The 26,644-nt window shown below is 73.5% G+C and carries 20 protein-coding genes; 13 read left to right on the forward strand and 7 right to left on the reverse strand.

Annotated features, from left to right (window positions below):
- Window positions 1-57: 57 nt before the first annotated feature.
- The 3 genes from IF43_RS42410 to eccE form a co-directional block, all read right to left on the reverse strand.
- Window positions 58-3,234, reverse strand: a complete 3,177-nt coding sequence (locus IF43_RS42410) for an SCO5717 family growth-regulating ATPase (protein WP_030195394.1) — start codon at window positions 3,232-3,234, stop codon at window positions 58-60.
- A gap of 382 nt (window positions 3,235-3,616) precedes the next feature.
- Entirely contained in the window at window positions 3,617-4,297 is a 681-nt protein-coding gene (locus IF43_RS0106800) for a hypothetical protein (RefSeq protein ID WP_051794814.1), read from the reverse strand.
- Between the two features lie 83 nt (window positions 4,298-4,380).
- A complete protein-coding gene (gene eccE, locus IF43_RS0106805) occupies window positions 4,381-5,730 on the reverse strand; it encodes a type VII secretion protein EccE (protein ID WP_030195398.1) in 1,350 nt (449 codons plus the stop codon).
- Window positions 5,731-6,064: 334 nt separating this feature from the next.
- Here eccE and eccB point away from each other — a divergent pair, with 334 nt between their 5' ends.
- The 4 genes from eccB to IF43_RS0106825 all read left to right on the forward strand — a co-directional run bounded on the left by eccB (window position 6,065) and on the right by IF43_RS0106825 (window position 9,685).
- Window positions 6,065-7,624, forward strand: coding sequence for a type VII secretion protein EccB (gene eccB, locus IF43_RS0106810; RefSeq protein WP_030195401.1), 1,560 nt, complete (start codon window positions 6,065-6,067; stop codon window positions 7,622-7,624).
- A 19-nt stretch (window positions 7,625-7,643) separates the two neighbouring features.
- Complete coding sequence (gene mycP / locus IF43_RS0106815; protein ID WP_030195405.1) at window positions 7,644-8,828, forward strand: type VII secretion-associated serine protease mycosin; 1,185 nt, start codon at window positions 7,644-7,646, stop codon at window positions 8,826-8,828.
- A 169-nt stretch (window positions 8,829-8,997) separates the two neighbouring features.
- Complete coding sequence (locus IF43_RS0106820) at window positions 8,998-9,339, forward strand: WXG100 family type VII secretion target (RefSeq protein ID WP_030195408.1); 342 nt, start codon at window positions 8,998-9,000, stop codon at window positions 9,337-9,339.
- 55 nt (window positions 9,340-9,394) lie between these two features.
- Window positions 9,395-9,685, forward strand: a complete 291-nt coding sequence (locus IF43_RS0106825) for a WXG100 family type VII secretion target (RefSeq protein ID WP_030195416.1) — start codon at window positions 9,395-9,397, stop codon at window positions 9,683-9,685.
- Between the two features lie 177 nt (window positions 9,686-9,862).
- On the opposite strand, the gene IF43_RS0106830 is transcribed toward IF43_RS0106825, so the two are convergent.
- Together IF43_RS0106830 and IF43_RS0106835 are read right to left on the reverse strand one after the other, a co-directional pair.
- On the reverse strand, window positions 9,863-10,102 hold the full coding sequence (locus IF43_RS0106830; protein WP_030195418.1) for a DUF397 domain-containing protein: 240 nt from the start codon (window positions 10,100-10,102) through the stop codon (window positions 9,863-9,865).
- Between the two features lie 82 nt (window positions 10,103-10,184).
- Complete coding sequence (locus tag IF43_RS0106835) at window positions 10,185-14,135, reverse strand: type VII secretion protein EccC (RefSeq protein WP_030195421.1); 3,951 nt, start codon at window positions 14,133-14,135, stop codon at window positions 10,185-10,187.
- Between the two features lie 189 nt (window positions 14,136-14,324).
- On the opposite strand from IF43_RS0106835, the gene eccD reads away from it, so the two are divergent.
- The 6 genes from eccD (at window position 14,325) to IF43_RS0106865 (ending at window position 21,467) form a co-directional block, all read left to right on the forward strand.
- A complete protein-coding gene (eccD, locus tag IF43_RS0106840) occupies window positions 14,325-15,809 on the forward strand; it encodes a type VII secretion integral membrane protein EccD (protein ID WP_030195424.1) in 1,485 nt (494 codons plus the stop codon).
- A 213-nt stretch (window positions 15,810-16,022) separates the two neighbouring features.
- Window positions 16,023-16,310 (forward strand): 30S ribosomal protein S15, encoded by a 288-nt coding sequence (rpsO, locus tag IF43_RS0106845; RefSeq protein WP_030195427.1) that lies wholly within the window; start codon window positions 16,023-16,025, stop codon window positions 16,308-16,310.
- Between the two features lie 283 nt (window positions 16,311-16,593).
- The gene (locus tag IF43_RS0106850) at window positions 16,594-18,810 is read left to right on the forward strand and encodes a polyribonucleotide nucleotidyltransferase (RefSeq protein WP_030195430.1); all 2,217 of its coding nucleotides are present in this window, start codon (window positions 16,594-16,596) and stop codon (window positions 18,808-18,810) included.
- Window positions 18,807-20,186, forward strand: a complete 1,380-nt coding sequence (locus IF43_RS0106855) for a pitrilysin family protein (RefSeq protein WP_030195431.1) — start codon at window positions 18,807-18,809, stop codon at window positions 20,184-20,186. The genes IF43_RS0106850 and IF43_RS0106855 overlap by 4 nt, the downstream gene beginning before the upstream one ends.
- Window positions 20,187-20,247: 61 nt before the next feature.
- On the forward strand, window positions 20,248-20,997 hold the full coding sequence (gene dapB, locus IF43_RS0106860) for a 4-hydroxy-tetrahydrodipicolinate reductase (protein WP_030195432.1): 750 nt from the start codon (window positions 20,248-20,250) through the stop codon (window positions 20,995-20,997).
- 17 nt (window positions 20,998-21,014) lie between these two features.
- Window positions 21,015-21,467 (forward strand): tetratricopeptide repeat protein, encoded by a 453-nt coding sequence (locus IF43_RS0106865; protein WP_030195433.1) that lies wholly within the window; start codon window positions 21,015-21,017, stop codon window positions 21,465-21,467.
- A 62-nt stretch (window positions 21,468-21,529) separates the two neighbouring features.
- Here IF43_RS0106865 and IF43_RS0106870 read toward each other — a convergent pair whose 3' ends face one another.
- On the reverse strand, window positions 21,530-22,099 hold the full coding sequence (locus IF43_RS0106870) for a PH domain-containing protein (protein ID WP_030195434.1): 570 nt from the start codon (window positions 22,097-22,099) through the stop codon (window positions 21,530-21,532).
- A gap of 95 nt (window positions 22,100-22,194) precedes the next feature.
- Window positions 22,195-22,434 (reverse strand): hypothetical protein, encoded by a 240-nt coding sequence (locus tag IF43_RS0106875; protein WP_030195437.1) that lies wholly within the window; start codon window positions 22,432-22,434, stop codon window positions 22,195-22,197.
- 230 nt (window positions 22,435-22,664) lie between these two features.
- Here IF43_RS0106875 and thyX point away from each other — a divergent pair, with 230 nt between their 5' ends.
- From thyX to IF43_RS0106890, 3 genes are all read left to right on the forward strand, one after another.
- Complete coding sequence (thyX, locus tag IF43_RS0106880) at window positions 22,665-23,405, forward strand: FAD-dependent thymidylate synthase (protein ID WP_030195440.1); 741 nt, start codon at window positions 22,665-22,667, stop codon at window positions 23,403-23,405.
- Window positions 23,406-23,614: 209 nt separating this feature from the next.
- The gene (gene dapA / locus IF43_RS0106885; RefSeq protein ID WP_030195443.1) at window positions 23,615-24,514 is read left to right on the forward strand and encodes a 4-hydroxy-tetrahydrodipicolinate synthase; all 900 of its coding nucleotides are present in this window, start codon (window positions 23,615-23,617) and stop codon (window positions 24,512-24,514) included.
- A gap of 112 nt (window positions 24,515-24,626) precedes the next feature.
- Window positions 24,627-26,312: a ribonuclease J gene (locus IF43_RS0106890; protein WP_030195446.1), complete on the forward strand. Its 1,686-nt coding sequence runs from the start codon at window positions 24,627-24,629 to the stop codon at window positions 26,310-26,312.
- Window positions 26,313-26,644 lie beyond the last annotated feature (332 nt).

Genomic DNA, 26,644 nt, shown 5'->3' on the forward strand with positions numbered 1-26,644 from the left:
GAGCCACGGCCGAGGGCCCGTACCCCTGAAGGGGTACGGGCCCTCGGCCGTTTCCGGTTACTGGTGCCGAGGGGGCGGCGGGGGCTGCTGCCAGTCCTGGCCGGGGGCGGCTGCGCCGGGCTGCTGGTGCGGCTGCGGGGCGGGGGCCTGAGGCTGCGGGGGCGGGGACGACGGGACCGGCCGGCCCTGCGGTCCGGCCGGGTGCGGGGCCGGGGCCGGACCGGGGTGGGGCGCCTGACCCAGGTAGGGGCCCTGACCGGCGTAGGGGCCCGGCACCGGTGCGCCGGGGGTTCCCGTCGACGCGGGGGCGTACCCGGCCTGCGGCCCGTGGGGTGCCGCGGGGTGGCCCCACACGCCCCGGGCCTGCTGGGCCCGCACGAAGTCCTCGGCGACCAGGGAAGCGAGGTGGAAGTACGCCTCCCGGGTCTTGGGCCGCATCATGTCGAGGTCGACCTCGGCGCCGGCCGACAGGTGCTCGTCGAACGGCACCACGACCACCCCGCGGCAGCGGGTCTCGAAGTGCCGGACGATGTCGTCCACCTTGATCAGCTTTCCGGTCTCACGGACCCCGGAGATGACGGTGAGGGAGCGCGCGACGAGGTCGGCGTACCCGTGCGCGGACAGCCAGTCGAGCGTGGTGCTCGCGCTGCTCGCGCCGTCGACGGACGGGGTCGAGATGATGATCAGCTGATCGGCGAGGTCCAGGACGCCGCGCATGGCGGAGTAGAGGAGCCCGGTGCCCGAGTCCGTGAGGATGATCGGGTACTGCTTGCCGAGGGTGTCGATCGCGCGGCGGTAGTCCTCGTCGTTGAACGTCGTCGAGACCGCCGGGTCCACGTCGTTGGCGATGATCTCCAGGCCGGACGGGGCCTGGGAGGTGAAGCGCCGGATGTCCATGTACGAGTTCAGGTACGGGATCGCCTGGACCAGGTCGCGGATGGTCGCCGACGTCTCCCGGCGCACGCGGCGGCCGAGGGTGCCGGCGTCCGGGTTGGCGTCGATGGCCAGGATCTTGTCCTGGCGCTCGCTCGCGAGCGTCGCACCGAGGGCGGTGGTGGTCGTCGTCTTGCCGACGCCGCCCTTGAGGCTGATGACGGCGATCCGGTAGCAGGACATGACGGGGGTGCGGATGAGCTCCAGCTTGCGCTGGCGCTCGGCCTCGGCCGCCTTGCCGCCGAACCGGAACAGCCCGCCGCCGGATCCGCCGCGGTTGCTGCGCGGCTTCTGCGGCTTGGCGCGCAGCAGGCGGTCGGAGGACAGCTCGACGGCGGCGGTGTAGCCGAGGGGCGCCCCGGGGCCGGGCTGCTGCTGGCGCGGGTCGGGGCCCATCGGTCCGGTGGGGCCGGCGGTCGGCGGGGTGGCGCCGGGAGCATGACCGGGGACCGGCCCGGTGCCCGGTGCGGCGGCGGGTCCGGCGCCGGCGCCGCCCGGGACGGGGCCGCCCGGGACGGGGCCGGCGGGGAAGGCGCCGCCGTGGCCGGGGGCGTGGCCGGTCGCGAACGCGCCACCGGGACCCGCGGCCGGCGCACCCACGGGTCCTCCGGGGGGTCCCGCCACGGGAGCCCCGGCCGGGTCGCCGGACGGCGCCGGCCACACGGCTCCGGTCCGGGGGTCGGCGGGCGGCTGCGCGTACCCCTGCGGCTGCCCGTACGGCGCGGCGGCGGCCGGGGGCGGTGGAACGGGCGGCTGGGCGGCCGTGGCGCCGTACGGAGCGCCGGCGTCGTACGAAGTGCCGGGGCCCTGCGGAGCCGGAGCCGGAGCGTGTGCCGGAGCCCCGGCCGTTGCTGCGGGTGGCTGCGGGACCGCAGGGGGCGGGAAGCCGTACCCGGCGGGGGCCTGCTGCGCCGGTACGGGGCCGCCCGTCGCGGCGGGCGGCGCGACGGGCATCGTCGACGGGGACGGGACGTCCGCAGCGGACAGCGGGTAGTCGTCGTTGCCGGCGCCGGCCGGCGGCCGCGCGTCCGACACCGGCACCGCACCGGGTCCGGGCGGCGGCAGCAGGGCGTCGTCCCCGAAGCCGGCGGCGGGCCCGGCGGCGTCCGCCGTCACGGCGGGGTACGGCTCCGGTGCCGCGTCCGTGCCCGGGGCGGCGGGCCCGGCGGCGTCCGCCGTCACGGCCGGGTACTGCTCCGGGGCCGGGGGCGCACCCGGGTCAGGGACCGCACCCGTGCTGCCGGGGGCAGCCGCGGCGGCGTCCTGGATCGGGCCCGGGTCCGTGCCACGGGTCGGGTACGGGGCCGCGCCTGGAGCCGGGGCCGGGATCGGATTCGGGTCCGTGGCGCCACGGGTCGGGGTTGCCTCGGTGCCGCGGCCCGGGACAGGGGCGGGGGCAGGAGCCGTGGCCGGCTCGGCCGGGGGCGTCGGCGCGTGCTCGGGGTCCGGGAACGCGCCGGGCGCCTCGGCCGAGACCGAGTAGTCGGCGTAGGGGGCGACGGGTGCGCGGACCGCTTCTCCGGCCGGGGGAGTCGGGGCGGTCGGTGCCGCGTCCGCGGGCCCGTTGCCGGTGCCCGGGGCCGCGTCGCCCGCACCGGTGACGCGCTCGTCGGCGTCCCTCACCCGATCGGCCGACCCGGCCGGGCCCTGTGCGGCGGGACCGGACCCGGGTACGTCCACGACGGGGGTGCCGGGGTGCGCGGGCACGCCGTGTCCCGCGTGCACGTGCTGCGGGGCGGCAGGGGCACCGGGTTGCGCCGAGTACTGCGCCTGCGCCTCGTGTCCGGCCTGGACCGGCACCGGGGTGGGCGGGGCCGGGAAGCCGGGCCGGGCCGGGGCGTCGTGGCCCTGGTCCGGGTGTTCGGGAGTCGCCGGGCCGGCCTGGGCGGGAACGCCCTGGTCCGGGTGTGCGGGAGTCGCCGGGCCGGCCTGGGCGGGAACGCCCTGCTCCGGGTGTGCGGGAGTCGCCGGGCCGGCCTGCGCGGGAACGCCCTGCTCCGGCCGGCCGGGTACGGGGCCCGACGGCGTCGGCGCGGTGGCGTGGGTGGACCAGGCCGGCGGGACCGCGGGCTGCGCCGGGCCGGCGTCCTGCGGGGGCCAGTTCGGCTCGAACCCGCTGCCCGGAGGCAGCCCCGGTACGGGGACGCCCGGTACCGGGCCCGGCGCCGCGGTCTGCGTGTACCAGGCCGGCGGCGTGTAGTCGATGGTGAACTCGCCCGTCAGCTCGGGCTCCGCGTCGGACTGATCGTCCGTCGGGACGTCTCGCGACCCGTCGCGGCTCTCGTTCCGATCGCCGTACACACATCCTCCTGCTCGGTCCGAGTGCCGACGTCCGGCACTCGCGTGGGCGGCTCGCCCGGGGTCGGGCCCGGTCCCGGCGCCGGCCGCGGCTGCCGTACGAGCCGGCCGGTCCGGCGGCCGGGCGATCCCGACCGGACCCCCAGCGGCGCGTCCGCGCACACGGCCAGCCTAGGGGGTGTCCCGACGCTCCCGCCGGGCTGCCGCCGCGTTGCACCGGCCCCGGCGCGCGGCAACGGGTCACCGATGCCGACGGGCCCCGCCAACGCCCCACCACCGGAACGCAGTTCGCGAGACCCCGGTACCGGCCACCGGCCCCGACCGGTGCGGCCCTCCGCCCGCCGCCCGCCCGCGACCGGTGCGGCCCCGAACGGATTCCGACCGCTCAGTCGATCCGCCGGGCCGCGCCCAGCAGACCGAGCTCCGCCTCCGTGCCCTGTGTCATCACGAACTGCCGGTCCCGGCCCGTGCACCACAGGGTGACGCCGTCGCCCAGCGTGGGCAGTGCGTCCACCGCCGAGCGCGGCAGGTTCATCAGCCGGCCGATCTGCTCCGCCTCGTCCGGGGACACCCGCTGCACGCCCACCAGCGCGGACTGCTCCAGCAGCCGCGGTGCCGCCGGGCTCAGATAGGGCAGGAGCGTCAGCACCGACTGCCAGGGCCCGGCAACCACCCGGCCCCGCGGGGGCCGCATCCCGCAGTCGCGCACCACCAGCACCGGGCTGCCCGCCGACGCGCCCTGCGGCGGCACCCGGCCCACCTCGTGCAGCGTCACGCACTGCTGGCCGCCGCCGGCCGAGCGGGCCAGGGCCGTCCAGGCCGGGGCGCGGCCGGTCTCCACGGCGACCCGGGCCCCCGTCGCGGCCGCCCGCAGGGCCACCACCTGGGCGGTCCACAGGCCGCCCACCAGCGTGACGTCGTACGCCGTGGGCCGGTTCAGCCCCAGCACGGCGGGCCGGCCGCCGGAGTCGACGCCGATGACGACGCCGTCGTCCGCCACCGGCAGCGCCAGCGCGTCCAGTTCCTCGAACGAGAGGGCGTGCCGCTCGCGCCGCGGACCGATCAGACCGAAGCCGAGCCGCTGCCGACCGCGCCGGTCCCGAAGTCCACCGCCCCCGGCCGTCCGGGCCCCCGTACTCCGCCGCGCCCTCACCGCGCACCTCCCAGCGGCAGCGAGGCCAGCAGCCCCGGCACCTGTTCGCGGTCCAGTCGGACCAGTCCCGTGCGCACGCCCCGCGCGATGCGTTCCAGCTCGCGGCGCGCGGCCACCAACTCCTCGTCGCTCCGCCCGGTGATACGGACGTGGCCCGTCAGGGAGACCTCCTGCCGCGCCCCGCGGGCCAGCGTCAGGCTGAAGTTCGTCGCCACCGCCGGCACGGACGTCAGCAGCGCCGCGAACTGCGCCAACGGCGCCGCCCCGCCGCCCAGCTGGGGCCAGCGCGCCACCCAGTACGTCGTGTGCCGCCGGTCGTCGCAGCGCCAGCTGCGCGCCGTCTCCTCCGTACGCCTCCCCGCCGTACCGGCCTGCCCCGCGCGCCCCGCCTGCGTGATCGCCATCGGGTTGGCGCACGAGGAGGTGGCCAGGGCCGCCGTCAGCTCCTGCTCCGTGAGCACGGTCGCCCGGAACCCGGCCCCGGTCAGCCGGCTGGCCAGCTGGTCCGCCGCCCGTACGACGCACCGCTGCGCCCCCACCAGGCCGCCGCCGCGCGCGGCCACCGCCTCGGGGCACAGCTCCGGGTCGAGCTTCAGCGCGATCCACGTCAGCCGCACCGCCGGCGTGCCCGTCCGGGCCTGCAGCGGCGCGTAGTTGCGGGCCGCCATCGCCTCCTTCGGCAGGTGCGGGGCCGGCGCGGGCTGGGTGTGCTGCACCAGCTGGGCCGACTCCAGGCGTATCCCGTCCGTCTCCAGCACGTCCCGGACCAGGCCCAGCGGCAGCGCCCGCTCCGAGCGGTCCGGCCGCAGGGCCGTCGCCTCCACGTCCACCTGCACCACGGCCGTCAGGAACGTCCCGTCGCCGACCATCCCCACCGGCGGCCGCTCACGGCCCCGCTCCCGCTCGTTGTCCCGGTCCGCGAAGGTGTAGGTGCGCAGCGCCGGTTCGGCCTCCACCAGCGGAGCCAGCCCCGGCTCGGTGCCCGCCGGCACCGCCGACGCGGCCGCCCGGCGCCGCCGCGCCCGCAGGGCCAGCGCGGTGCCCAGCCATTCGGGGAGGGAGCGCTGGTGACGACGTACCAGCGCGAACAGGACGAGCACGGCGGCGAGCACGCCGGCCGGCACGAGGAGCCACGGCCCCAGCACCCACGCCACCAGCAGCAGCGCGGCCGCCAGCTCCAGCAGGACGACCTGTTGCAGTCGGAACGGACCGAAGCGCCCGGGCCGCGCCGTCGGACGCGGCGTCACCCCGCCCCGGTCGGCCACGGCTGCGCCGCCGCCCGGGCCCGAACTCCCGGTGTCCGGCCGCGGCGCCCCCGCGGCCCGCGGTTCCGTCGCGGTGGCCATCTCCCGCGCACCTCCCCCTTCGTGTGCGGCGGACCGGCACCCGCGCCGCGCGCCGTCCGGAATCCGCCCGATCCGCCCCCATCGGCCTCACGCGGGCCCGAACGGGCCGGTGCGGAACGCCCGCAGGGGCGCGGCCACCCTATCCGGCCCGAACTCGCCGTCCGGCAACAGGCATAGTAGGTGCCCGGTCCGACAGCCCGCGGCCGGCCGCCCACCGGGGCCGCAGCCCGCACGCACCGGCCACCCCGGCCCCGCCACGCGGGCCCGCGACGGCCGGGATCAGCCGGCAACGGCCGGGCGCGACCGGGGAGAAGCGGGGAGAGACAGGGCGGTCATGGCATCACGGCGCGACGAACTCAACGCCTACACCTTTGCGAAGCGGCGCACGGTCGCCGCGTTCCTGCAACCCTCCGCCACCGGCAGCGAGGAGGGCGCCCCGCGCCCGCTGCGCGCCGTCGTGCCGAGCCTCGTGGCCGGCGCGCTCGTCCTGGCCGGCTTCGGCGCCTGGGGCATGTTCAAGCCCGTCGCCCCCAAGGGCTGGGACACCCCCGGTGCCAAGGTCGTCGTCGGCGAGCAGTCCACCACCCGGTACGTCGTCCTCAAGACCGGTGACAAGACGCTGCTGCACCCCGTCCTCAACCTCGCTTCGGCCCGCCTGCTGCTGACCCCCCAGCAGTTCGACGTCATCCAGGTCAGCGACGAGATCCTCGACTCGGGCAAGCCCCCGCGCGGACCCATCCTCGGCATCCCCTACGCCCCCGACCGGCTGCCCACCGCCCGGGACGCCGGCACCGCCAAGCGCTGGGCCGTCTGCCAGCAGCCCGGCGCGGGCGGCCACGGCACCCAGACCGCCGCCTTCGTCCTCGCCGACCGCGACGCCGCCCGCACCGAGGGCCCGAACCGGCTCACCGGCGCCCAGGTGCTCTACGTCCACGGACCCGACAAGACCCGGTACCTCGTCGACGCCACCGGCACCAAGTACGCGATCGCCGGCCCGAAGTCCGACCGCGACACCCTCGTGCGCGCCCTGGTCGGCGAGACCGCGCGCTCCCAACCCGTCACCGCCGCCTGGCTGGCCGCCCTGCGCACCGGCACGCCCGTCGCCTTCCCCGAGCTGCCCGGCCGCCCCGGCGCCGATGCCGAGCTGTCGGGGCTGGCCACGGCGGACAACCGCGTCGGCCTGGTGCTGCGCGCCCAGACCGGCGCCGGCCCCCAGCACTACGTCGTGCTGCCCGGCAAGGTCCAGCCGGTCTCGGAGTTCACCGCCTGGCTGCTCATCAACGCCCCGGCCACCGCGGGCCTCGACATGAACGGCCGGCCGCGGGACGTGGACCTGCAGTCCCTGGACCCGGCCCGCGGCACCTTCGCCGGTTCCGCCCGCTGGCCCCAGTCCCGGCCCGCCCAGGTCAACCGTACGAAGGCCGCCGCCCCCGGCACTTCTGGCGCGGCGCCCCGCGACACCGTCTGCGCCGTGCTCCGCGAGGTCGACGCCCAGGGCCGCGCCACCCTCAGCACCTGGGCCGGCACCGGCTTCCCCGTCGACCTCACCGCCACCGGCACCAGCACCTACGTCACGCCCGGCACCGGACTCCTCTACACCCAGGTGCAGGGCGGCGCCCGGTCCCGCCCGGACGGCTCCCTCTTCCTCCTCACCGACACCGGCCTGCGCTACGCCCTCCAGGCCAACGGCGACAGCGACGCCCGCCGGTCCGCCGTCGGCGCCGGCGCGGGCGGCGGCAAGGAGGAGGACGGGCGCCCCGAGGCGAGCCAGGCCCGGATCCGGCTCGGCTACGAGAAGGTGGTGCCGGCCGTCGTGCCGATCGCGTGGTCGGAGTTCCTCTCGAAGGGGCCCCGGCTGGACACCAACAGCGCGCGCCAGCCGCAGGGTTCCTGAGGACCGGGGAGGGACGCCAGTGATCCGTACGACCTCCCTGCTCGCGGCCGCGCTCGTGCTCGCCCCGACCGCCGCCCGCCCCGCCGACGGGCCGCGCCTGGCCGGCGCCGGCCAGTGCACGTTCCCGATGAGGAAGCAGATAGCGGGCCGACCCTGGCCCCTCCAGCGCGTCCTGCTCGACCAGCTGTGGCAGGACACCAGGGGCAAGGGCGTCCGCGTCGCCGTCATCGACACCGGTGTCGACCGCGTCAACCCCCAGCTGCGCGGCGCCGTCGACACCTCCGCCGGCCGTGACTTCCTCGACAAGGGCAAGGACGGCACCGACGACCGGGTCGGCCACGGCACCAAGGTGGCCGGACTCATCGCCGCCCGCCCCCGCGAGGGCACCGGCTTCGTCGGCCTGGCCCCCGAAGCCACGATCATCCCCGTCCGCCAGAACGACGACCGCAACAGCGGCACCGCGGCCACCATGGCCGAGGCGATCGACCACGCGGTGGCCAAGGGTGCCCAGGTCATCAACATCTCCCAGGACACCGACAAGCCCCTGCCGCCCGCCTCCGCCCTCGCCCAGGCCGTGGCGCGGGCGATCGGCAAGGGCGTGGTCATCGTCGCCTCGGCCGGCAACGACGGCCTCACCGGCGAGCAGAAGAAGACCTACCCGGCCGCCTTCGACGGCGTCCTGGCCGTGGCCTCCTCCGACCGCAACAACGAGCGCGCCGCGTTCTCCCAGCCCGGCTCCTTCGTCGGCGTGGCCGCGCCCGGCGTGGACATCGTCTCCACCGTCCCCGGCAACGGCCAGTGCGTCGACAACGGCACCAGCTTCTCCGCCCCGTACGTCGCCGGCGTCGCGGCCCTGCTGCGCGCCAAGCACCCCGACTGGACCCCGCGCCAGATCGTCGCCCAGATCCAGCAGACCGCCGTGCGCTCGGTCAACGGGCGCGACGACTTCGTCGGCTGGGGCGTGGTCGACCCGGTGCGCGCCCTGACCGAGGACGAGGCCCCGCGCGAGTCCCCGACCCCGGACCGCGGACCGGTCCCCGCCGAGGCCCCCGCCGCCGCGCCGCTGTCCACCGCCGAGACCCGCCAGGAGCGGGACGCCCGGTACGCCACGTACGCCCTGGCCCTCGCGGGGCTGCTGATCGCGGTCGTCGCGGGCACCGCAACGGTCACCAGGGACCTCGGCCGCCGGCGCCGCGGCCGGTAGCCGGCGGTCCGCCGCCCGGCCGACTGCCGTGCGGAACTTTGCAGTCGGCGAACACGCGGCGCCCGCGGCCCGTCACCCTGGGCCATCAGGGGCACTTGTTGGGCCTGTCCTATGAAGTGGCTAGGGTGGCAAGCGACTTCACAGAAGTAATGACGGGAGTGCACCGACCATGGCGTTCAACCTCGCAGTCGACGACGCGAAGAAGCAAAAGCTCGCCGACGAGATCCTGGGCTACCACACCGAGCTGTCGAACCGGATCACCCGGCTCAACGACGTGGTCGACCGGATCCAGGAAGGCTGGGAAGGCGCCGCCAGCCAGGAGTACGACGTCCTGCAGCGCGGGGTGAACGACCACCTGCGGAAGATCAAGCAGAAGCTCCAGGAGCTCGAGGACGCCATGCGCATGAGCGTCAAGGGCTTCACCGCCGAGGAGCAGCAGCGCATCGCGGAGATCCGCCGCGTCAACGACAGCGACGGCGAGCCGGCGCACAGCGCGATCCTCGACATCTGAGCCGTCCGCCCCGCCCCGCCCTGCCGCAGCCGCATTCCAACGGGAGAAGACCGACATGTCCTTCGCAGTCAACTACGACACCGTCGCCACCGCCGCCGATGACGTCCGCACCACCAGCCACAAGCTGTCGGAGGAGCTGGACCAGCTGATGGCCCAGGTCCGTACCGTCGCCGAGTCCTGGGAGGGCGAGGCGAAGACCTCGTACCTGGAGATCCAGCAGGTGGTCAGCACCGAGATGGCCGGCATGAACAACAAGCTGGGCACCATCGCCCGCCTGCTCGACAACTCCCTCGTCGGCTACCAGGACACCGACCGGGGCAACGCCGCGCGCTTCCGCATGGTCTGAGCGCCCCCGCACCCGCACCACCCGGAAGGGGCCCGCGCCGTCCGGCAGCGCTGGCCCCTTCCTGAGTGTGCGGTGACCGGGTCACGCGGCGGCCGGGTCACCGGGCGCCCGCGTCACGTGGCGCCCGGGTCACCTGACGCCCAGGTCACGCGGCGGCCGCGTCACGCGGCGAGCGGGTCACCGCTGCTCGAGGTCGAACTCCCCGTCGCGGGCTCCGAGGACGAACGCCTCCCACTCCGCCTCCGTGTACCGCAGCACGGTGTCCGGATCCAGCGAGGACCGCATCGCCACGGCCCCGCCCGGCAGGTGCGCGATCTCCACGCGCTCCTCGTGCTCCTCGGTCCCGGGCGCGCTCAGCCACTCCACCCCCGAGATGTCCAGGGCGTACAGCTCGTCCTTCTCACGTGCGTCGGCCATCGGCGCCTTCCTCTCGGGCGTGCGGGGGAGCGGTCGTACGAACAGCCCTGCCGGGGATCGTACTTGTCCGACTCCGCCCGCGTCAGCGATCCGCCAGCCAGCCCAGCTGGACGAGTGACTGCCCGCGCTTGCGCGAGACGAACACGCCCCGGCCCGGCGGCAGCGCCCGTGCCCGCACCCCGCCGAGGACGTCCCCCTCGTTGCGGTCGCCGGAGAGCACCACGCCCTGCGCCCCGAGCTCCTTGACCCGCTGCAGGAACGGCTCGTACGCGCCCCGGGAGGCGCCCGCCGTACTGCGCGCCACGATGAAGCGCACGCCCACGTCGCGGGCGAACGGCAGGTGCTCCACCAGCCCCGCCATGGGGCTGCCCGCCTGCGTGGCCACCAGTTCGTAGTCGTCCACGATCACGAACAGCTGCGGACCGGTCCACCAGCTGCGGTCGCGCAGCTGCTGGGGTGTGACGTCCGGCTTGGGCGCCCGCCGACCCATGACCGTGGCCACCGCCTCCATGTGCGTCTGCATGGACGACGCCATCGGCGCGTACTCCAGCAGGTGCGAGGGGGCCACCGCCTCCAGCATCGTGCGCCGGTAGTCGCCCACCACGATGCGCGCCTGGTCCGGGGTGTACCGCTCCGCCAGCTGCTTGGCGATCAGCCGCAGCAGGGCCGTCCTGCCCGACTCGCCCTCGCCGAACACGAGGAAGAACGGATCGGTCTCGAAGTCGACGAACACCGGCTCCAGGTCCGTCTCGTCGATGCCGATCGCGATGCCCCGCTCCGGGAACTCGAAGCCCTTCGGCAGCCGGTCGGCCGGCAGCGTGCGCGGCAGCAGCCGCACCGCGGGCGCCCCGGGACCGGCCCAGCCGGCCCGTACGGACGCCACGAACGAGGCGGTCGCCTCCGAGAGCCCCTCGGCGCCGGTCCGCCCGTCCACCCGCGGCAGCGCGGCCATGAAGTGCAGCTTCTCCGGCACCTGGCCGCGGCCCGGCGCGCCCGTCGGCACGTTCGCGGCCACCTTGCGGTCGAACTCCGAGTCCATCGGGTCGCCCAACCGCAGCTCGAGCCGGCCCAGGATCTGGTCCTTCAGCGCCGCCCGCACCTCCATGTAGCGGGAGGCGGTCAGCACCACGTGCACGCCGTAGCCCAGCCCGCGCGCCGCGACGTCCGCGACCACCGGCTCCAGGTGCTCGTAGTCGGCCCGGAGCGCGCCCCAGCCGTCCACCAGCAGGAACACGTCGCCGAACACCTCGCCCGGCAGCTCCCCGGCCGCCCGCCGGCGCCGGTACGTGGCCATCGAGTCCACCCCGCGCGCCCGGAAGAACTCCTCCCGCCGCGCCAGCACCCCGGCCACCTCGGCGACCGTGCGCCGCACCCGCTCCGGATCCAGCCGCGAGGCCACCCCGCCCACGTGCGGCAGGTCGGCCACCGACGCCAGCGAGCCACCGCCGAAGTCCAGCGCGAAGAACTGCACCTCGTGCGGGGTGTGCGTGACCGCGAACGCCGACACCAGGCTCCGCAGCAGCGTCGACTTGCCCGACTGGGGACCGCCCACCACCATCAGGTGCCCCGCCGCCCCCGAGAAGTCCCGGTACAGCACCTCCCGGCGCTGCTCGAACGGCTTGTCGACGAGCCCCAGCGGGACCACCAGACCGCCCGGCCGGGTGTACCCCGCCGCGTGCAGCCCCCGCTCCGCCGACGGCGCGAGGCCCGGCAGCAACTGGTCCAGCGGCGGCGCCTCGTCCAGCGGCGGCAGCCACACCTGGTGGGCCGGTACCCCCTGCCCCTCCAGCCGCCGCACGATCACGTCCAGCACCGTGTCGGCGAGCGCGTCGTCCCCGCGCGCCGCCTCCTCCGCCAGGTACGCCGGGTCCGGCGCCGCGTACACCACCGGCACCGGCGCCGCCGTGAACAGCGCGGGGCGCCGCTCCACCGGGAACCGGCCCACCGACAGCTCCGGACCGGCCACCCGGTAGGTGCCCGACACGTACGCCGCCTTGAAGCGCGTCATGTCGTCCGTGCCGAACTTCAGGTAGCCCGAACCCGGCACCGGCGGCAGGTGGTAGGCGTCCGGCACGCCGATCGCCGTGCGCGACTCCGCCGCCGAGAACGTCCGCAGACCGATCCGGTACGACAGGTACGTGTCCAAACCGCGCAGCTTGCCCTCCTCCAGGCGCTGCGAGGCCAGCAGCAGGTGCACGCCCAGCGACCGGCCGATCCGGCCGATCTGGATGAACATGTCGATGAAGTCGGGCTTCGCGGTCAGCAGCTCGCTGAACTCGTCGATCACCAGCACCAGCGAGGCCAGCGGCTCCAGCGGGGCACCGGCCGCCCGGGCCTTCTCGTAGTCGTGGACGTTGGCGTAGTTGCCCGCCGAGCGCAGCAGCTCCTGGCGGCGCTGCAACTCGCCGCGGATCGAGTCCCCCATGCGGTCCACGAGCGTCAGGTCGTCCGCCAGGTTCGTGATGACCGCCGCCACGTGCGGCATCTGCGCCATGCTCGTGAACGTCGCGCCGCCCTTGAAGTCGGCCAGGACGAAGTTCAGCGTCTCCGACGTGTGCGTCACCGCGAGCCCGAGCACCAGCGTCCGCAGCAGCTCCGACTTGCCCGACCCCGTCGCGCCCACGCACAGCCCGTGCGGGCCCATGCCCTCCTGCGCGGCCTCCTTCAGGTCCAGCATCACCGGCGCGCCGTCCTCGCCCACCCCGATCGGCACCCGCAGCCGCTCGCCCGCCGACCGCGGCCGCCAGGTGCGCGCCACGTCGACCTGCGCCGCGTCGCCCAGGTTCAGCAGGTCCGTGAAGTCCAGGTTCGCCAGCAGCGGCTCGTCCTCGTCGCCGCCCCCCGTGCGCAGCGGCGCCAGCTGCCGCGCCAGCGCCTCCGCCGCCGGCAGCGACAGGGCGTCCGGTACGCCCTCGTACGCCACCCCGGCGCCCGACTCCAGCCGCAGCCGCCCGGCCCGCACGTGCACGGACAGTCCGCCGCGCGGCTCCTCCAGCTCGCCCGGCACGACCTCGACGATCGTCACGCCCTGCAGGCCCTCCGCCGCGAACACCGAGTCCTGCGGCACCGAACCGCCGTCCAGCACCACCAGCACGTGCGGCTGGTCCAGCACCGGCTGCACGTCGCGGCTGAACCGCGGCCGGCCGTCCAGCCGCCCCGCCAGCAGCCGCTCCAGCTCGCCCAGGTCGTCGCCGAACAGCCGCTTCGTACCGGCCCCGTCGACCTGCCCGGGCAGCTGCGCGTGCGGCAGCCACTTCGTCCAGTCCCACTCCGTCACCGCGCCCGGGGCCGCGACCACCGCCACCATCAGGTCCTCGGGGGAGTGCAGCGTCACCAGCTGCGCCACCAGCGCCCGCGCCGCACCCCGCACCGACTCCCGCTCGCCGGAGACCGTCACGTGGTAGAACGCCCGCAACGAGACCGCCATCGGCAGCCCGTCCAGGTACGAGTGCACCGCCAGGAAGCGCTGCATCGCCCCCGCCGTCAGCGGCTCCAGCTCGTCCACCGGTGCCGTCTCCGGCGCCACCAGCGGCGTCGCCAGCCGCTGCGCGCCCAGCCCGAGCCGCGCCTGGCCGAAGTCCGCGTCGCCGACGCGCCGCTCCCACACCCGCGAGCCCTCGGCCACCACCGCCCACAGCTGCTCCGGCGCCGGGTGCAGGTACAGCTGCGCGTCGCGCTGCGCCCGCGCGGTGCGCCGCACCTGACGGCGCGTCTGCGCCAGGTACTTGAGGTAGTCCCGCCGCACGTCGGCCATTTGCCCCTGCACACCGCGCCGGAACCGCACGATCTGCGCGACCACCATGGCCACCGTGGACACCAGCATCAGCACGCCCATCACCCGCATGAACGGGTGCGCGTTCGGCATGAAGAAGAACACCACCGACGAGCCCATGCCCAGCAGCGGCAGGAGCTGCATCAGCATGCCCTCCTGCTGCCCGCGCGGCAGTTCGGGAGGCGCCTGGAGCGGCAGCTCGTCCGACGGCACCTCGGGCGGCAGCGCCCGCGGCGGGCGCTTGACGACGATCTGGCTCACCGGAGCATCAATCCCTTGACAACGGACGGGACGTCATCCGGCGCCCCCACGGCCCTCCTTGCCGGCCCGCCCCGCCAAGGGCGGCAACGGCGCTGGTGATCCTACTGGCCGACGGTCACACCACCGCCCGGTAGGGTGGCGCGCGCACCGCCCGCGCAGCGTGCGCAACCGCGAACCAGGGGGTTACAGGTGAGTACGGCCGCATCGACCGGTTTCTGCAGGGTCACCGTCGTGGCCCCGGACAGCCGCATCGACGTAGCGCTCCCCGAGGACATCGCCGTCGCCGACGTCTACCCGGAACTGCTCCGGCTGACCGGCCAGACGCAGCCCGTCGGCACCCCGACCGGCTACCACCTCGTACGCCGCGACGGCACCGTCCTCGACGGCGCCCGCACCCTGGCCTCCCAGCAGGTGCTCGACGGCGAGGTCCTCTCGCTGCGCCCGTTCGCCGAGTCCCTGCCCCCCGCCGTCTTCGACGACGTCTCCGACGCCGTCGCCGCGGCCGTCGTCCACGACCGGCACCGCTGGAGCGACGACCTGCTGCGCGGCGCGGGTCTGGCCGGCGCCGTCGTCCTGCTCGTCCTGCTCGGCTTCGTCCTCTGGTACGCCGACCCGGTCCACCACGACATGCACGGCCTGCCCGGCATCGTCGCGGGCGCCGCCGGCCTCCTCCTGACCGCCTTCGCCGGCGTCCGCGCCCGCGTCTACGACGACCGCGGCTCCGCCGTCGCCCTCGGCCTGGGCGCCCTGCCCCTCCTGCTCATCGCAGGCGCCGGGATCGTGGCCCCCGCCACCGGCGAGGGCCCCGGGCGGCTGCAGTTCCTGCTGGGCTGCGCCTGCGTCCTGACCGCCGCCGTCACCCTGGTGGCCCTCACCCCCAGCGGCGACGCGCCCTTCGTGGCGGCCACCTTCCTCGCCGCCACCGGCACCCTCGCCACCTTCGCCGCGATCCTCACCGACGCCTCCGCCACCGCGACGGCCGCCGTCTGCGCCCCCGCCGCCATCGGCCTGGTCGCCTTCCTGCCCGGACTGTCCGCCCGCTTCGCCCGGCTGCCCATCGGGTACGCCGCCCCGTACGGCGCCCACGACGGCTACGACACGCCCGAGGCGGACACGGCCGCCACGGCCGCCACGGGCGGCCCCGCCGCCGTCGACGCCGACCGGGTGGCCGCCCAGGCCCGCCGCGGCCACGAGATGCTGCTCGGCCTCGTCGCCGGCTCCAGCGCCGTCGTGATCGGCTCCGCCGCCGTCCTCGGTTTCTCCGACGACACCTGGGCCAAGCCCCTGGCCCTCGCCGCCGGCCTGGCCATGCTGCTGCGCGCCCGCCTCTTCCGCTACACCTCCCAGGTCGCCTGCACCCTCCTCGCCGGCCTGGCCGCCATCGCCCTGCTCGTCCTGGGCATGGCCCTCAACCCCCCGCACGACCTGCTCCGCGAGCTCCTCGTGTACGGCGACCGGGGCCCGCTGGACCTCCGCACCACCTGGCTGTCCGCCTCCGTCGCCGCCGGCGCCGCGCTGCTCACCGCCGTCGGACTGGTCATCCCGCGCAAGGGCCTGTCACCCTTCTGGGGGAGACTGCTCGACCTGGCCGAGGCCGCCGTCCTGCTCTCCCTGGTCCCGCTGGCCCTGGCCGTCCTGGACGTCTACTCCGCCGCCCGGTCCCTGACCAGCTGAAACGCCCTGACCAGGGAGAACGCCCCGGGCCCGAAACCCGGCAGCGGCGCCGTCCCACCTACTGGTACGCTGTGTGACGGCCGTTTGTGTACGCGTCCCCGGTGCAACCGCCCGGGGCCGGCGTCCGGCGGACCCGCCTCCCGAGTCACGGAAGCTCCCCAGAGACGCAGACCTGGGGCACTCGGAGGCATTCGGAACCCAAGAGGAGCAAGCGTGGCTCTCGACGCCGCTGTCAAGAAGCAGATCATGACCGAGTTCGGTACCAAGGAGGGCGACACCGGCTCCCCCGAGGTCCAGGTCGCGCTGCTCTCCCGCCGCATCTCGGACCTGACCGAGCACCTGAAGGCCCACAAGCACGACCACCACTCCCGCCGTGGTCTGCTGATCCTGGTCGGCCAGCGCCGCCGCCTCCTGCAGTACCTGGCCAAGAAGGACATCCAGCGCTTCCGTACGCTGGTGGACCGCCTCGGCATCCGCCGCGGTGCCGCCGGCGCCAAGTAAGACCTGTGAAGGGAGCGGTTCCCACTCTTAGGGGGCCGCTCCCTTTGCTGTACGTGCGGGACGTACCGGACGCTTTGTAGTCTGGTCGCAACACGCGACAACTGAAGAGGAGGAGCGCCCTCCATACGCACGCCGGTCCTCGGTAGTGGCATCCGGAGAGCCCACGGCGGCCCGTACCGGGTGCTTCGATCGAAGACCGGCCCGCACCCAGGAGCGCTTCTCCAGAAACCGTCCCCCACCACACGGGTGGAGGACGGAGACGACGAAAATGGAGAAAACGCTAGTGGAGAACGAGACCCACTACGCCGAGGCCGTCATCGACAACGGCTCCTTCGGCACCCGCACCATCCGCTTCGAGACGGGCCGCCTGGCCCGCCAGGCCGCCGGCTCCGCCGTCGCCTACCTGGACGACGACACGATGGTGCTCTCCGCGACCACCGCGTCGAAGAAGCCCAAGGACCAGCTCGACTTCTTCCCCCTGACGGTGGACGTCGAGGAGCGCATGTACGCCGCGGGCAAGATCCCCGGCTCCTTCTTCCGCCGTGAGGGCCGCCCCTCCGAGGACGCGGTCCTCACCTGCCGCCTGATCGACCGCCCGCTGCGCCCGTCCTTCAAGAAGGGCCTGCGCAACGAGATCCAGGTCGTCGCCACCATCATGGCGCTCAACCCCGACCACCTGTACGACGTCGTCGCGATCAACGCCGCGTCCGCGTCCACCCAGCTGGCCGGCCTGCCCTTCTCCGGCCCGATCGGCGGCGTCCGCGTCGCGCTGATCAAGGGCCAGTGGGTCGCCTTCCCGACGCACACCGAGCTCGAGGACGCCGTCTTCGACATGGTCGTCGCGGGTCGCGTCCTGGAGGACGGCGACGTCGCGATCATGATGGTCGAGGCCGAGGCCACCGACAAGACCATCCAGCTCGTCAAGGGCGGCGCCGAGGCGCCGACCGAGGAGGTCGTCGCGGCCGGCCTCGACGCCGCCAAGCCGTTCATCAAGGTCCTCTGCAAGGCCCAGGCCGACCTGGCCGCCAAGGCCGCCAAGCCGGTCGCCGAGTTCCCGGTCTTCCTGGACTACCAGGACGACGTGTACGCCGCCCTCTCCGACGCCGTCCGCGGCGAGCTCGCCCAGGCGCTCACCATCGCCGGCAAGCAGGAGCGCGAGGCCGAGCTGGACCGCGTCAAGGAGCTGGCCGCCGAGAAGCTCCTCCCGGCCTTCGAGGGCCGCGAGAAGGAGATCTCCGCCGCCTACCGCTCCCTGACCAAGGCCCTGGTCCGCGAGCGCGTCATCAAGGACAAGGTCCGCATCGACGGCCGCGGCGTCACCGACATCCGCACCCTGGCCGCCGAGGTCGAGGCCATCCCGCGGGTCCACGGCTCCGCCCTGTTCGAGCGCGGCGAGACCCAGATCCTGGGCATCACCACCCTCAACATGCTCCGCATGGAGCAGCAGCTGGACACCCTCTCCCCGGTGACCCGCAAGCGCTACATGCACAACTACAACTTCCCGCCGTACTCCGTCGGCGAGACCGGCCGCGTGGGCTCGCCCAAGCGCCGCGAGATCGGCCACGGCGCGCTCGCCGAGCGCGCCATCGTGCCGGTGCTGCCGACGCGCGAGGAGTTCCCGTACGCGATCCGCCAGGTGTCCGAGGCCCTCGGCTCCAACGGCTCGACGTCCATGGGCTCGGTCTGCGCCTCCACCATGTCGCTGCTGAACGCCGGTGTGCCCCTCAAGGCCCCCGTCGCCGGCATCGCCATGGGCCTCATCTCCGAGGACATCGACGGCCAGACGCACTACGTCGCCCTCACCGACATCCTCGGTGCGGAGGACGCCTTCGGCGACATGGACTTCAAGGTCGCCGGCACCAAGGAGTTCGTCACCGCCCTCCAGCTCGACACCAAGCTGGACGGCATCCCGGCCTCCGTCCTGGCCGCGGCCCTCAAGCAGGCCCGCGACGCCCGCCTCCACATCCTCGACGTGATGATGGAAGCGATCGACACCCCGGACGAGATGTCCCCGAACGCCCCGCGGATCATCACCGTCAAGATCCCGGTGGACAAGATCGGTGAGGTCATCGGCCCCAAGGGCAAGATGATCAACCAGATCCAGGAGGACACCGGCGCCGAGATCACGATCGAGGACGACGGCACCATCTACATCGGTGCCGCCGACGGCCCGGCCGCCGAGGCCGCCCGCGCCACGATCAACGGCATCGCCAACCCGACCATGCCGGAGGTCGGCGAGCGCTACCTGGGTACGGTCGTCAAGACCACCACCTTCGGTGCCTTCGTCTCCCTGCTCCCGGGCAAGGACGGCCTGCTGCACATCTCGCAGATCCGCAAGCTCGCCGGTGGCAAGCGCGTGGAGAACGTCGAGGACGTGCTCGCGGTCGGCGCCAAGGTCCAGGTCGAGATCGCCGAGATCGACCAGCGCGGCAAGCTCTCCCTCATCCCCGTGATCGAGGGCGAGGACGCCTCTGAGAACAAGGACGACTCCGACAAGTGACGTCGCGTAGTTCCCGTGTGACGGCCCGCCCCTCTTCGGAGGGGCGGGCCGTCGCCCGTACCCAAACCCTGCTCCAGGGCGAGAACGGCATCGGCACCGTCCGCCGCACCGTCCTGCCCGGCGGACTGCGCGTCGTCACCGAGACGCTGCCCTCCGTCCGCTCCGCCACCTTCGGCATCTGGGCCCACGTCGGCTCCCGCGACGAGACGCCCACGCTCAACGGCGCCACGCACTACCTGGAGCACCTCCTCTTCAAGGGCACCAAGAAGCGGTCCGCCCTCGACATCTCCGCCGCCATCGACGCGGTCGGCGGCGAGATGAACGCCTTCACGGCGAAGGAGTACACCTGCTACTACGCGCGGGTGCTCGACACCGACCTGCCGCTGGCCATAGACGTGGTCTGCGACATGCTCACCGGCTCGCTGATCCTCGAGTCCGACGTCGTCGCCGAGCGCGGCGTCATCCTCGAGGAGATCGCGATGACCGAGGACGACCCGGGCGACTGCGTGCACGACCTGTTCGCGCACACGATGCTCGGCGACACCCCCCTCGGCCGCCCGGTCCTCGGCACCGTCGACACGATCAACGCGCTCAGCCGGGACCAGATCGCCCGCTTCTACCGGAAGCACTACGACCCGCGCCACCTCGTCGTCGCCGCGGCCGGCAACGTCGACCACGCCAAGGTCGTGCGCCAGGTCCGCGCCGCCTTCGAGAAGGCCGGCGCGCTGAAGCACACCGACGCCCAGCCGATCGGCCCGCGCGGCGGCCACCGCCGCATCCGCGCCGCCGGCCGCGTCGAGCTGGTCAGCCGCAAGACCGAGCAGGCCCACGTGGTCCTCGGCGTGCCGGGCCTGGCCCGCACCGACGACCGCCGCTGGGCCCTGGGCGTCCTGAACACCGCCCTCGGCGGCGGCATGTCCTCCCGGCTGTTCCAGGAGGTCCGCGAGAAGCGCGGCCTGGCCTACAGCGTGTACTCGTACACCTCCGGCTTCGCCGACACCGGCCTCTTCGGCGTGTACGCGGGCTGCCGCCCCAACCAGGTCCACGACGTCCTGCGGATCTGCCGCGACGAACTGGACAAGGTCGCCGCGGAGGGACTCACCGACGAGGAGATCAAGCGGGCCGTCGGCCAGCTCTCCGGCTCCACCGTCCTGGGGCTGGAGGACACCGGCGCCCTGATGAACCGCATCGGCAAGAGCGAGCTGTGCTGGGGCACCCAGATGTCGGTCTCCGACATGCTCGCCGCCATCGCCGCCGTCACCCCGGACGACGTCCGGGCCGTCGCGCGCGATGTACTGGCCCAGCGACCGTCCCTCTCGGTGATCGGCCCGCTCAAGGAGAAGCAGGCCGCCCGCCTCGACGAAGCGGTGGCCTAGCAGGACCAGCAGTGGCGCGACAGGCAGTGACGTACGTACGCGACGTAAGGAAGCGAACAACATGAGCAAGCTGCGCGTGGCCGTCCTCGGAGCCAAGGGCCGCATCGGCTCGGAGGCCGTCCGGGCCGTCGAGGCCGCCGAGGACATGGAACTGGTCGCCGCGCTCGGCAGCGGCGACAAGCTGGAGACGCTGGCCGAGGCCGGCGCCCAGGTCGCCGTCGAGCTGACCACCCCCGCCTCGGTGATGGGCAACCTCGACTTCTGCGTGCGCCACGGCATCCACGCCGTGGTCGGCACCACCGGCTGGGACGAGGACCGCCTCGCGCAGCTGCGCACCTGGCTCGCCGCCTCCCCGGAGACCGGCGTGCTCATCGCGCCGAACTTCTCCATCGGCGCCGTCCTCACCATGAAGTTCGCCGCCCAGGCCGCCCGTTACTTCGAGTCGGTCGAGGTCGTCGAGCTGCACCACCCCAACAAGGTCGACGCCCCCTCCGGCACGGCCACCCGCACCGCCCAGCTGATCGCGGCCGCCCGGGCCGAGGCCGGCTGCGCCCCCATGCCCGACGCCACCGCCACCGCCCTCGACGGCGCCCGCGGCGCCGACGTGGACGGCGTCCCGGTGCACGCGGTCCGCCTGCGCGGCCTGCTGGCCCACCAGGAGGTGCTGCTCGGCGGCGAGGGCGAGACCCTGACCATCCGCCACGACTCCCTCCACCACAGCAGCTTCATGCCCGGCGTCCTGCTGGGCGCCCGCCGCGTGGTGACCACTCCGGGCCTCACCTTCGGCCTGGAAAACTTCCTCGACCTCTGACCCGCTGAGGCCCACCCATGCGCGCGAAGCTCACCTATCTGCTCACGGCCGCCGTCCTGGTCGTCTACTTCGTCCTGGTCGGCAGCCGCGGCGTGCTGCTCGTCCAGCACGGCACCGTGCTGACGGTGACCTTCGGCGTGGCCGTGCTGATCCTGCCGGTGATCGGCATCTGGTTCCTGTGGAAGAACACCCAGTTCGTGGCGCGGTCCAACCGTCTCGCCGCCGAACTGGACGCCCAGGGCGGCCTGCCCGTCGACGAGTTGGCCAGGGACGGGTACGGCCGGATCCTGCGGGACTCCGCCGACGAGGTCTTCGCGCGCCGCAAGGCCGAGACCGAGGACAGCCCCGACGACTGGCGCTGCTGGTTCCGGCTGGCCGTGGCCTACCACGACGCCCGCGACACCCCGCGGGCGCGCAAGGCCATGCAGCGGGCGATCGCGCTGCACGCGAAGAAGCCCGTCGGGGTCTGAGACCCCGACGGGCTTCCAGGGCCGGCTCCGCGGAGCCGGCCCTGCGTCGTTCCTCCGCGGTGTTACGACGCCGCGCCGGCCGGGGCGTACTCCGCGGCCCAGGCCTCCAGCGTGTCCGCGGCCCGGTCGAAGGCCTCGGTACGGGAGAGGAAGTCGGCGTTGTGGTCGGTCAGCAGCACCGGCAGCGCGGAACCCGAACGGGCCGCGGCCGTCAGCGCCTGGCCCTGCACCGTACGGGGCAGGCCCAGCCAGCGGACCGGCTGCTGGACGGTGCGGATCTCGGTGACCTCGGACCAGGCGACCGTACGGGTGCCGAAGAACGACACCCGGCGCAGGCCCGCGCGGCTCACCCAGACGCCGGCCCGCAGCATGCGCAGGGCCGAGCCGATCACGAGGAGCGCCGCTCCGAGGCAGACCAGAGTGCCCGTCAGGGCGCCGGCGAAGGCCACGACGACCGTGGCCAGCAGCATGAAGGACCCCAGGAGCAGCAGCAGCGCGGCGGCTGCCACACGCCAGGGGCCCGGCCGGTAGGGGCGCCGCCACTGGTCGTGGTCGGCGTGCGGCAGGGCCGCGTCGAACTCGTCGTGCGCGTCGAATGCGCTGTCCGAAGCCGTCAGGAAGGGCAGGGGCACGGCTGGTCCTCACTCACATGCACATTCGGTTGGGCTGTGCCGGTGAGGCTATCCAGCCCGTCAATGGCCTTCCACCCCAGGGGGGCCGGACGGCGTCAGCGGCCCTCGGAGGAGGCCGTGGACTGCTCGGCCCCGCCCGGCGTCTGCGGTTGCAGCGCGGGCATCCCGAAGAGCAGGGCGCCGACGAGACCGGCCACCACTGTGATCCCGACCAGACTACGGGCGGCGATCTGCCCGAGGCCCGGACGCTCGCGCGGCGGGGGAGTGACGTTACTGCGGAATCGGTCGGCCTCGGCGACGAAGGCGAACGGGACGGACTCGCGCCGGCGGAACATCGGGGCGGCATCTCCTCACGGGTACGGGCGGGGCGGACGTACGGAAACGACCTTGCTGTGAGGTAGGACGCACGAACGGCCCCCCGGGTGCCCCTTTTCGGCAAATTCGACGAAGTCCGTCCCGTGGACTGCCCCTCCGGCCGGTCACCGGGTCGGCGGTCCGGCGAGGTCCGTCGTGCCCCGTAGAGTGGGCGCCGCCCCTGGCCACGTACTGGAAGGACCCTTCGCCGGTGAGCGAGACCCCCGCACCCGACCTGAAACCCAGCTTCCGCAGCGACGTCACCGTGGAGCTGGTCAAGCACGCGGCCACGGACAGCGACGTGCTGTGGGCCGCGCGCGTGTCGACGGCCGGCGAGCAGTCCCTGGACGAGCTCCAGAAGGACCCCGAGCGCTCGAAGGGTCTCATCAACTACCTGATGCGGGACCGCCACGGCAGCCCCTTCGAGCACAACTCGATGACCTTCTTCATCAGTGCGCCGATCTTCGTGTTCCGCGAGTTCATGCGGCACCGCGTCGGATGGTCGTACAACGAGGAATCCGGCCGCTACCGGGAGCTCCAGCCGGTGTTCTACGTGCCGGACGAGTCCCGCAAGCTGGTCCAGGAAGGCCGCCCGGGCAAGTACGTGTTCGTCGAGGGCACCCGGGCGCAGCACGAGCTGACCGGCCGCGTCATGGAGGACTCGTACCGTCAGGCGTACGACGCCTACCAGGAGATGCTCGCCGCCGGCGTCGCCCGCGAGGTGGCCCGCTCGGTGCTCCCGGTCGGCCTGTACTCCTCGATGTACGCCACCTGCAACGCCCGCTCGCTGATGCACTTCCTCGGCCTGCGCACGCAGCACGAGCTGGCCGCCGTGCCCTCGTTCCCGCAGCGCGAGATCGAGATGGTGGGCGAGAAGATGGAGCAGCACTGGGCCGGGCTCATGCCCCTCACCTACGCCGCGTTCAACAAGAACGGCCGCGTCGCGCCGTAGCGTACCCATGTGCGAGGAATCAGCCGAAGTGTCCGTATTGCGACGTTTCGTGAAGTTCATCTAGGCTGATCAAACGGACCCGGCACTGCTTGAACCCCCGAGCAGGCAGTGCCGGGATCCAACAACCCGCACGGCCGACACTGGGAGGTCCCTCCTACACGTCCCCCCAAGGGGGCACCGCGGGCAGAGCAGCGAGTAGCGTGTTACCCATGGCTCCGATCTCCACTCCGCAGACCCCCTTCGGCAGGGTCCTCACCGCGATGGTCACGCCCTTCACGGCCGAGGGCGCGCTCGACCTCGACGGTGCTCAGCGACTCGCCTCCCACCTCGTCGACGCAGGCAACGACGGCCTGATCATCAACGGGACCACCGGCGAGTCCCCCACCACCACCGACGCGGAGAAAAACGACCTCGTACGAGCCGTGCTCGAGGCGGTCGGAGACCGGGCCCACGTCGTCGCCGGCATCGGCACCAACGACACCCACCACAGCATCGAGCTGGCCCGCCAGGCCCAGGCCGCCGGCGCGCACGGCCTGCTCGCCGTCACGCCGTACTACAACAAGCCCCCGCAGGAGGGCCTGGTCCGGCACTTCTCGGCGATCGCCGACGCCACCGAGCTGCCCGTCATGCTCTACGACATCCCCGGCCGCAGCGGCGTCCCGATCGACACGGACACCCTCGTCCGGCTCGCCGAGCACCCGCGCATCGTCGCCAACAAGGACGCCAAGGGCGACCTCGGCCGCGCCAGCTGGGCCATCGCCCGCAGCGGCCTCGCCTGGTACTCCGGCGACGACATGCTGAACCTGCCGCTGCTCTCCGTCGGCGCGATCGGCTTCGTCTCGGTCGTCGGCCACGTCGTGGCCCCCGACCTGCGTGCCATGCTCGACGCGCACCTGAGCGGCGACGTGCAGAAGGCCACCGAGATCCACCAGAAGCTGCTGCCGGTCTTCACGGGCATGTTCCGTACCCAGGGCGTCATGACCACCAAGGCCGCGCTCGCCCTCCAGGGCCTGCCCGGCGGCCCGCTCCGGCTGCCGATGATCGGGCTCACCGAGGCCGAGACCGCCCAGCTCAAGGTCGACCTCGCCGCCGGCGGGGTACAGCTCTGACACCAGACTTCACAACTGAACAGCACGACCACACAAGTCAACAGCAAGTGCACGATTGTCATGCGCGCCACGTGCCCAGGAGGTACGTGGCGCGTGTGGTGAGGAGAGACTTTTGAGCCATCCGCATCCGGAACTCGGCGCGCCTCCGCAGCTCCCCGAGGGCGGCCTCCGCGTCACCCCGCTCGGCGGCCTCGGTGAGATCGGCCGGAACATGACCGTCTTCGAGTACGGCGGCCGCCTGCTCATCGTCGACTGCGGCGTCCTCTTCCCCGAGGAGGAGCAGCCGGGCGTCGACCTGATCCTGCCGGACTTCACGTCCATCAGGGACCGCCTGGACGACATCGAGGGCATCGTGCTCACGCACGGCCACGAGGACCACATCGGCGCCGTCCCCTACCTGCTGCGGGAGAAGGCCGACATCCCGCTCATCGGCTCCAAGCTGACCCTGGCCCTCATCGAGGCCAAGCTCCAGGAGCACCGGATCCGCCCCTACACCCTCGAGGTGGCCGAGGGCGACCGCGAGAACCTCGGCCCGTTCGACTGCGAGTTCATCGCCGTCAACCACTCCATCCCCGACGCCCTGGCCGTCGCCATCCGCACCCCCGCGGGCATGGTCGTGCACACCGGCGACTTCAAGATGGACCAGCTCCCGCTGGACAACCGCCTGACCGACCTGCACGCCTTCGCCCGGCTGAGCGAGGAGGGCATCGACCTCCTCCTCACCGACTCCACGAACGCCGAGGTCCCGGGCTTCACCCCGCACGAGCGGGACATCTCCAACGTGCTGCGCACGGTCTTCGCGAACGCCCAGAAGCGGATCATCGTCGCTTCGTTCGCGAGCCACGTGCACCGCATCCAGCAGATCCTCGACGCGGCGCACGAGTACGGCCGCCGCGTGGCCTTCGTCGGCCGCTCGATGGTCCGCAACATGGGCATCGCCCGCGACCTGGGCTACCTCAACGTGCCCGGCGGCCTGGTCGTCGACGTCAAGACCCTCGACGACCTGCCCGACCACGAGGTCGTCCTGGTCTGCACGGGCTCGCAGGGCGAGCCCATGGCCGCGCTGTCCCGCATGGCCAACCGCGACCACCAGATCCGGATCGTCCCGGGCGACACCGTGATCCTGGCGTCGTCCCTGATCCCGGGCAACGAGAACGCGGTCTACCGCGTGATCAACGGCCTGACCCGGTGGGGCGCCAACGTGGTCCACAAGGGCAACGCCAAGGTCCACGTCTCGGGCCACGCCTCCGCCGGCGAGCTGCTGTACTTCTACAACATCTGCAAGCCGCGGAACCTGATGCCGGTCCACGGTGAATGGCGCCACCTGCGTGCCAACGCCGAGCTGGGCGCCCTCACCGGCGTGCCGAAGGACCGCATCGTCATCGCCGAGGACGGCATCTGCGTCGACCTGATCGACGGCAAGGCCCGCATCAGCGGCAAGGTCCAGGCCGGCTACGTGTACGTGGACGGCCTCTCGGTCGGCGACGTCACCGAGAGCTCGCTCAAGGACCGCCGCATCCTCGGGGACGAGGGCATCATCTCGGTCTTCGTCGTGGTGGACAGCACCACCGGCAAGGTCGTGGGCGGACCGAACATCCACGCCCGCGGCTCCGGCATCGAGGACTCCGCCTTCGCCGCGGTCGTCCCGAGGATCGAGGACGCCATCGCGCGGCAGGCCGCCGACGGGGTCCTCGAACCCCACCAGCTGCAGCAACTCATCCGCCGCACGGTGGGCAAGTGGGTCTCCGACGGCTACCGCCGCCGCCCGATGATCCTCCCCGTGGTGGTCGAGGTCTGACGGACCTCGCCCTCTCGGCCCAGGAGCGGGGCCCCCGATTTGCATCGGGGGCCCCGCTCCAGTACGTTTACGGCTCTACCCCGGAAAGACCGACGGCACAGTCGTGTGCCCGAACCGGTCCGAAGGGGGTGGGAATTCGGACCAGGGAAACCTGATAGAGTCTGAAACGCCGAAAGGGAAAAGCCCCCCGAAAGGGAAACGGGCCGGAACCGGAAAGCACCGAGGAAATCGGATCGAGAAAAGATCTGATAGAGTCGGAAACGAAGGAAGCGCCCGGAGGGCCCGGAAACGGGAACAAAGGAAGCGTCCGCACCTTGAGAACTCAACAGCGT

The organism is Streptomyces sp. NRRL S-87, assembly GCF_000719335.1.
In the GTDB taxonomy this organism is placed as follows: domain Bacteria; phylum Actinomycetota; class Actinomycetes; order Streptomycetales; family Streptomycetaceae; genus Streptomyces.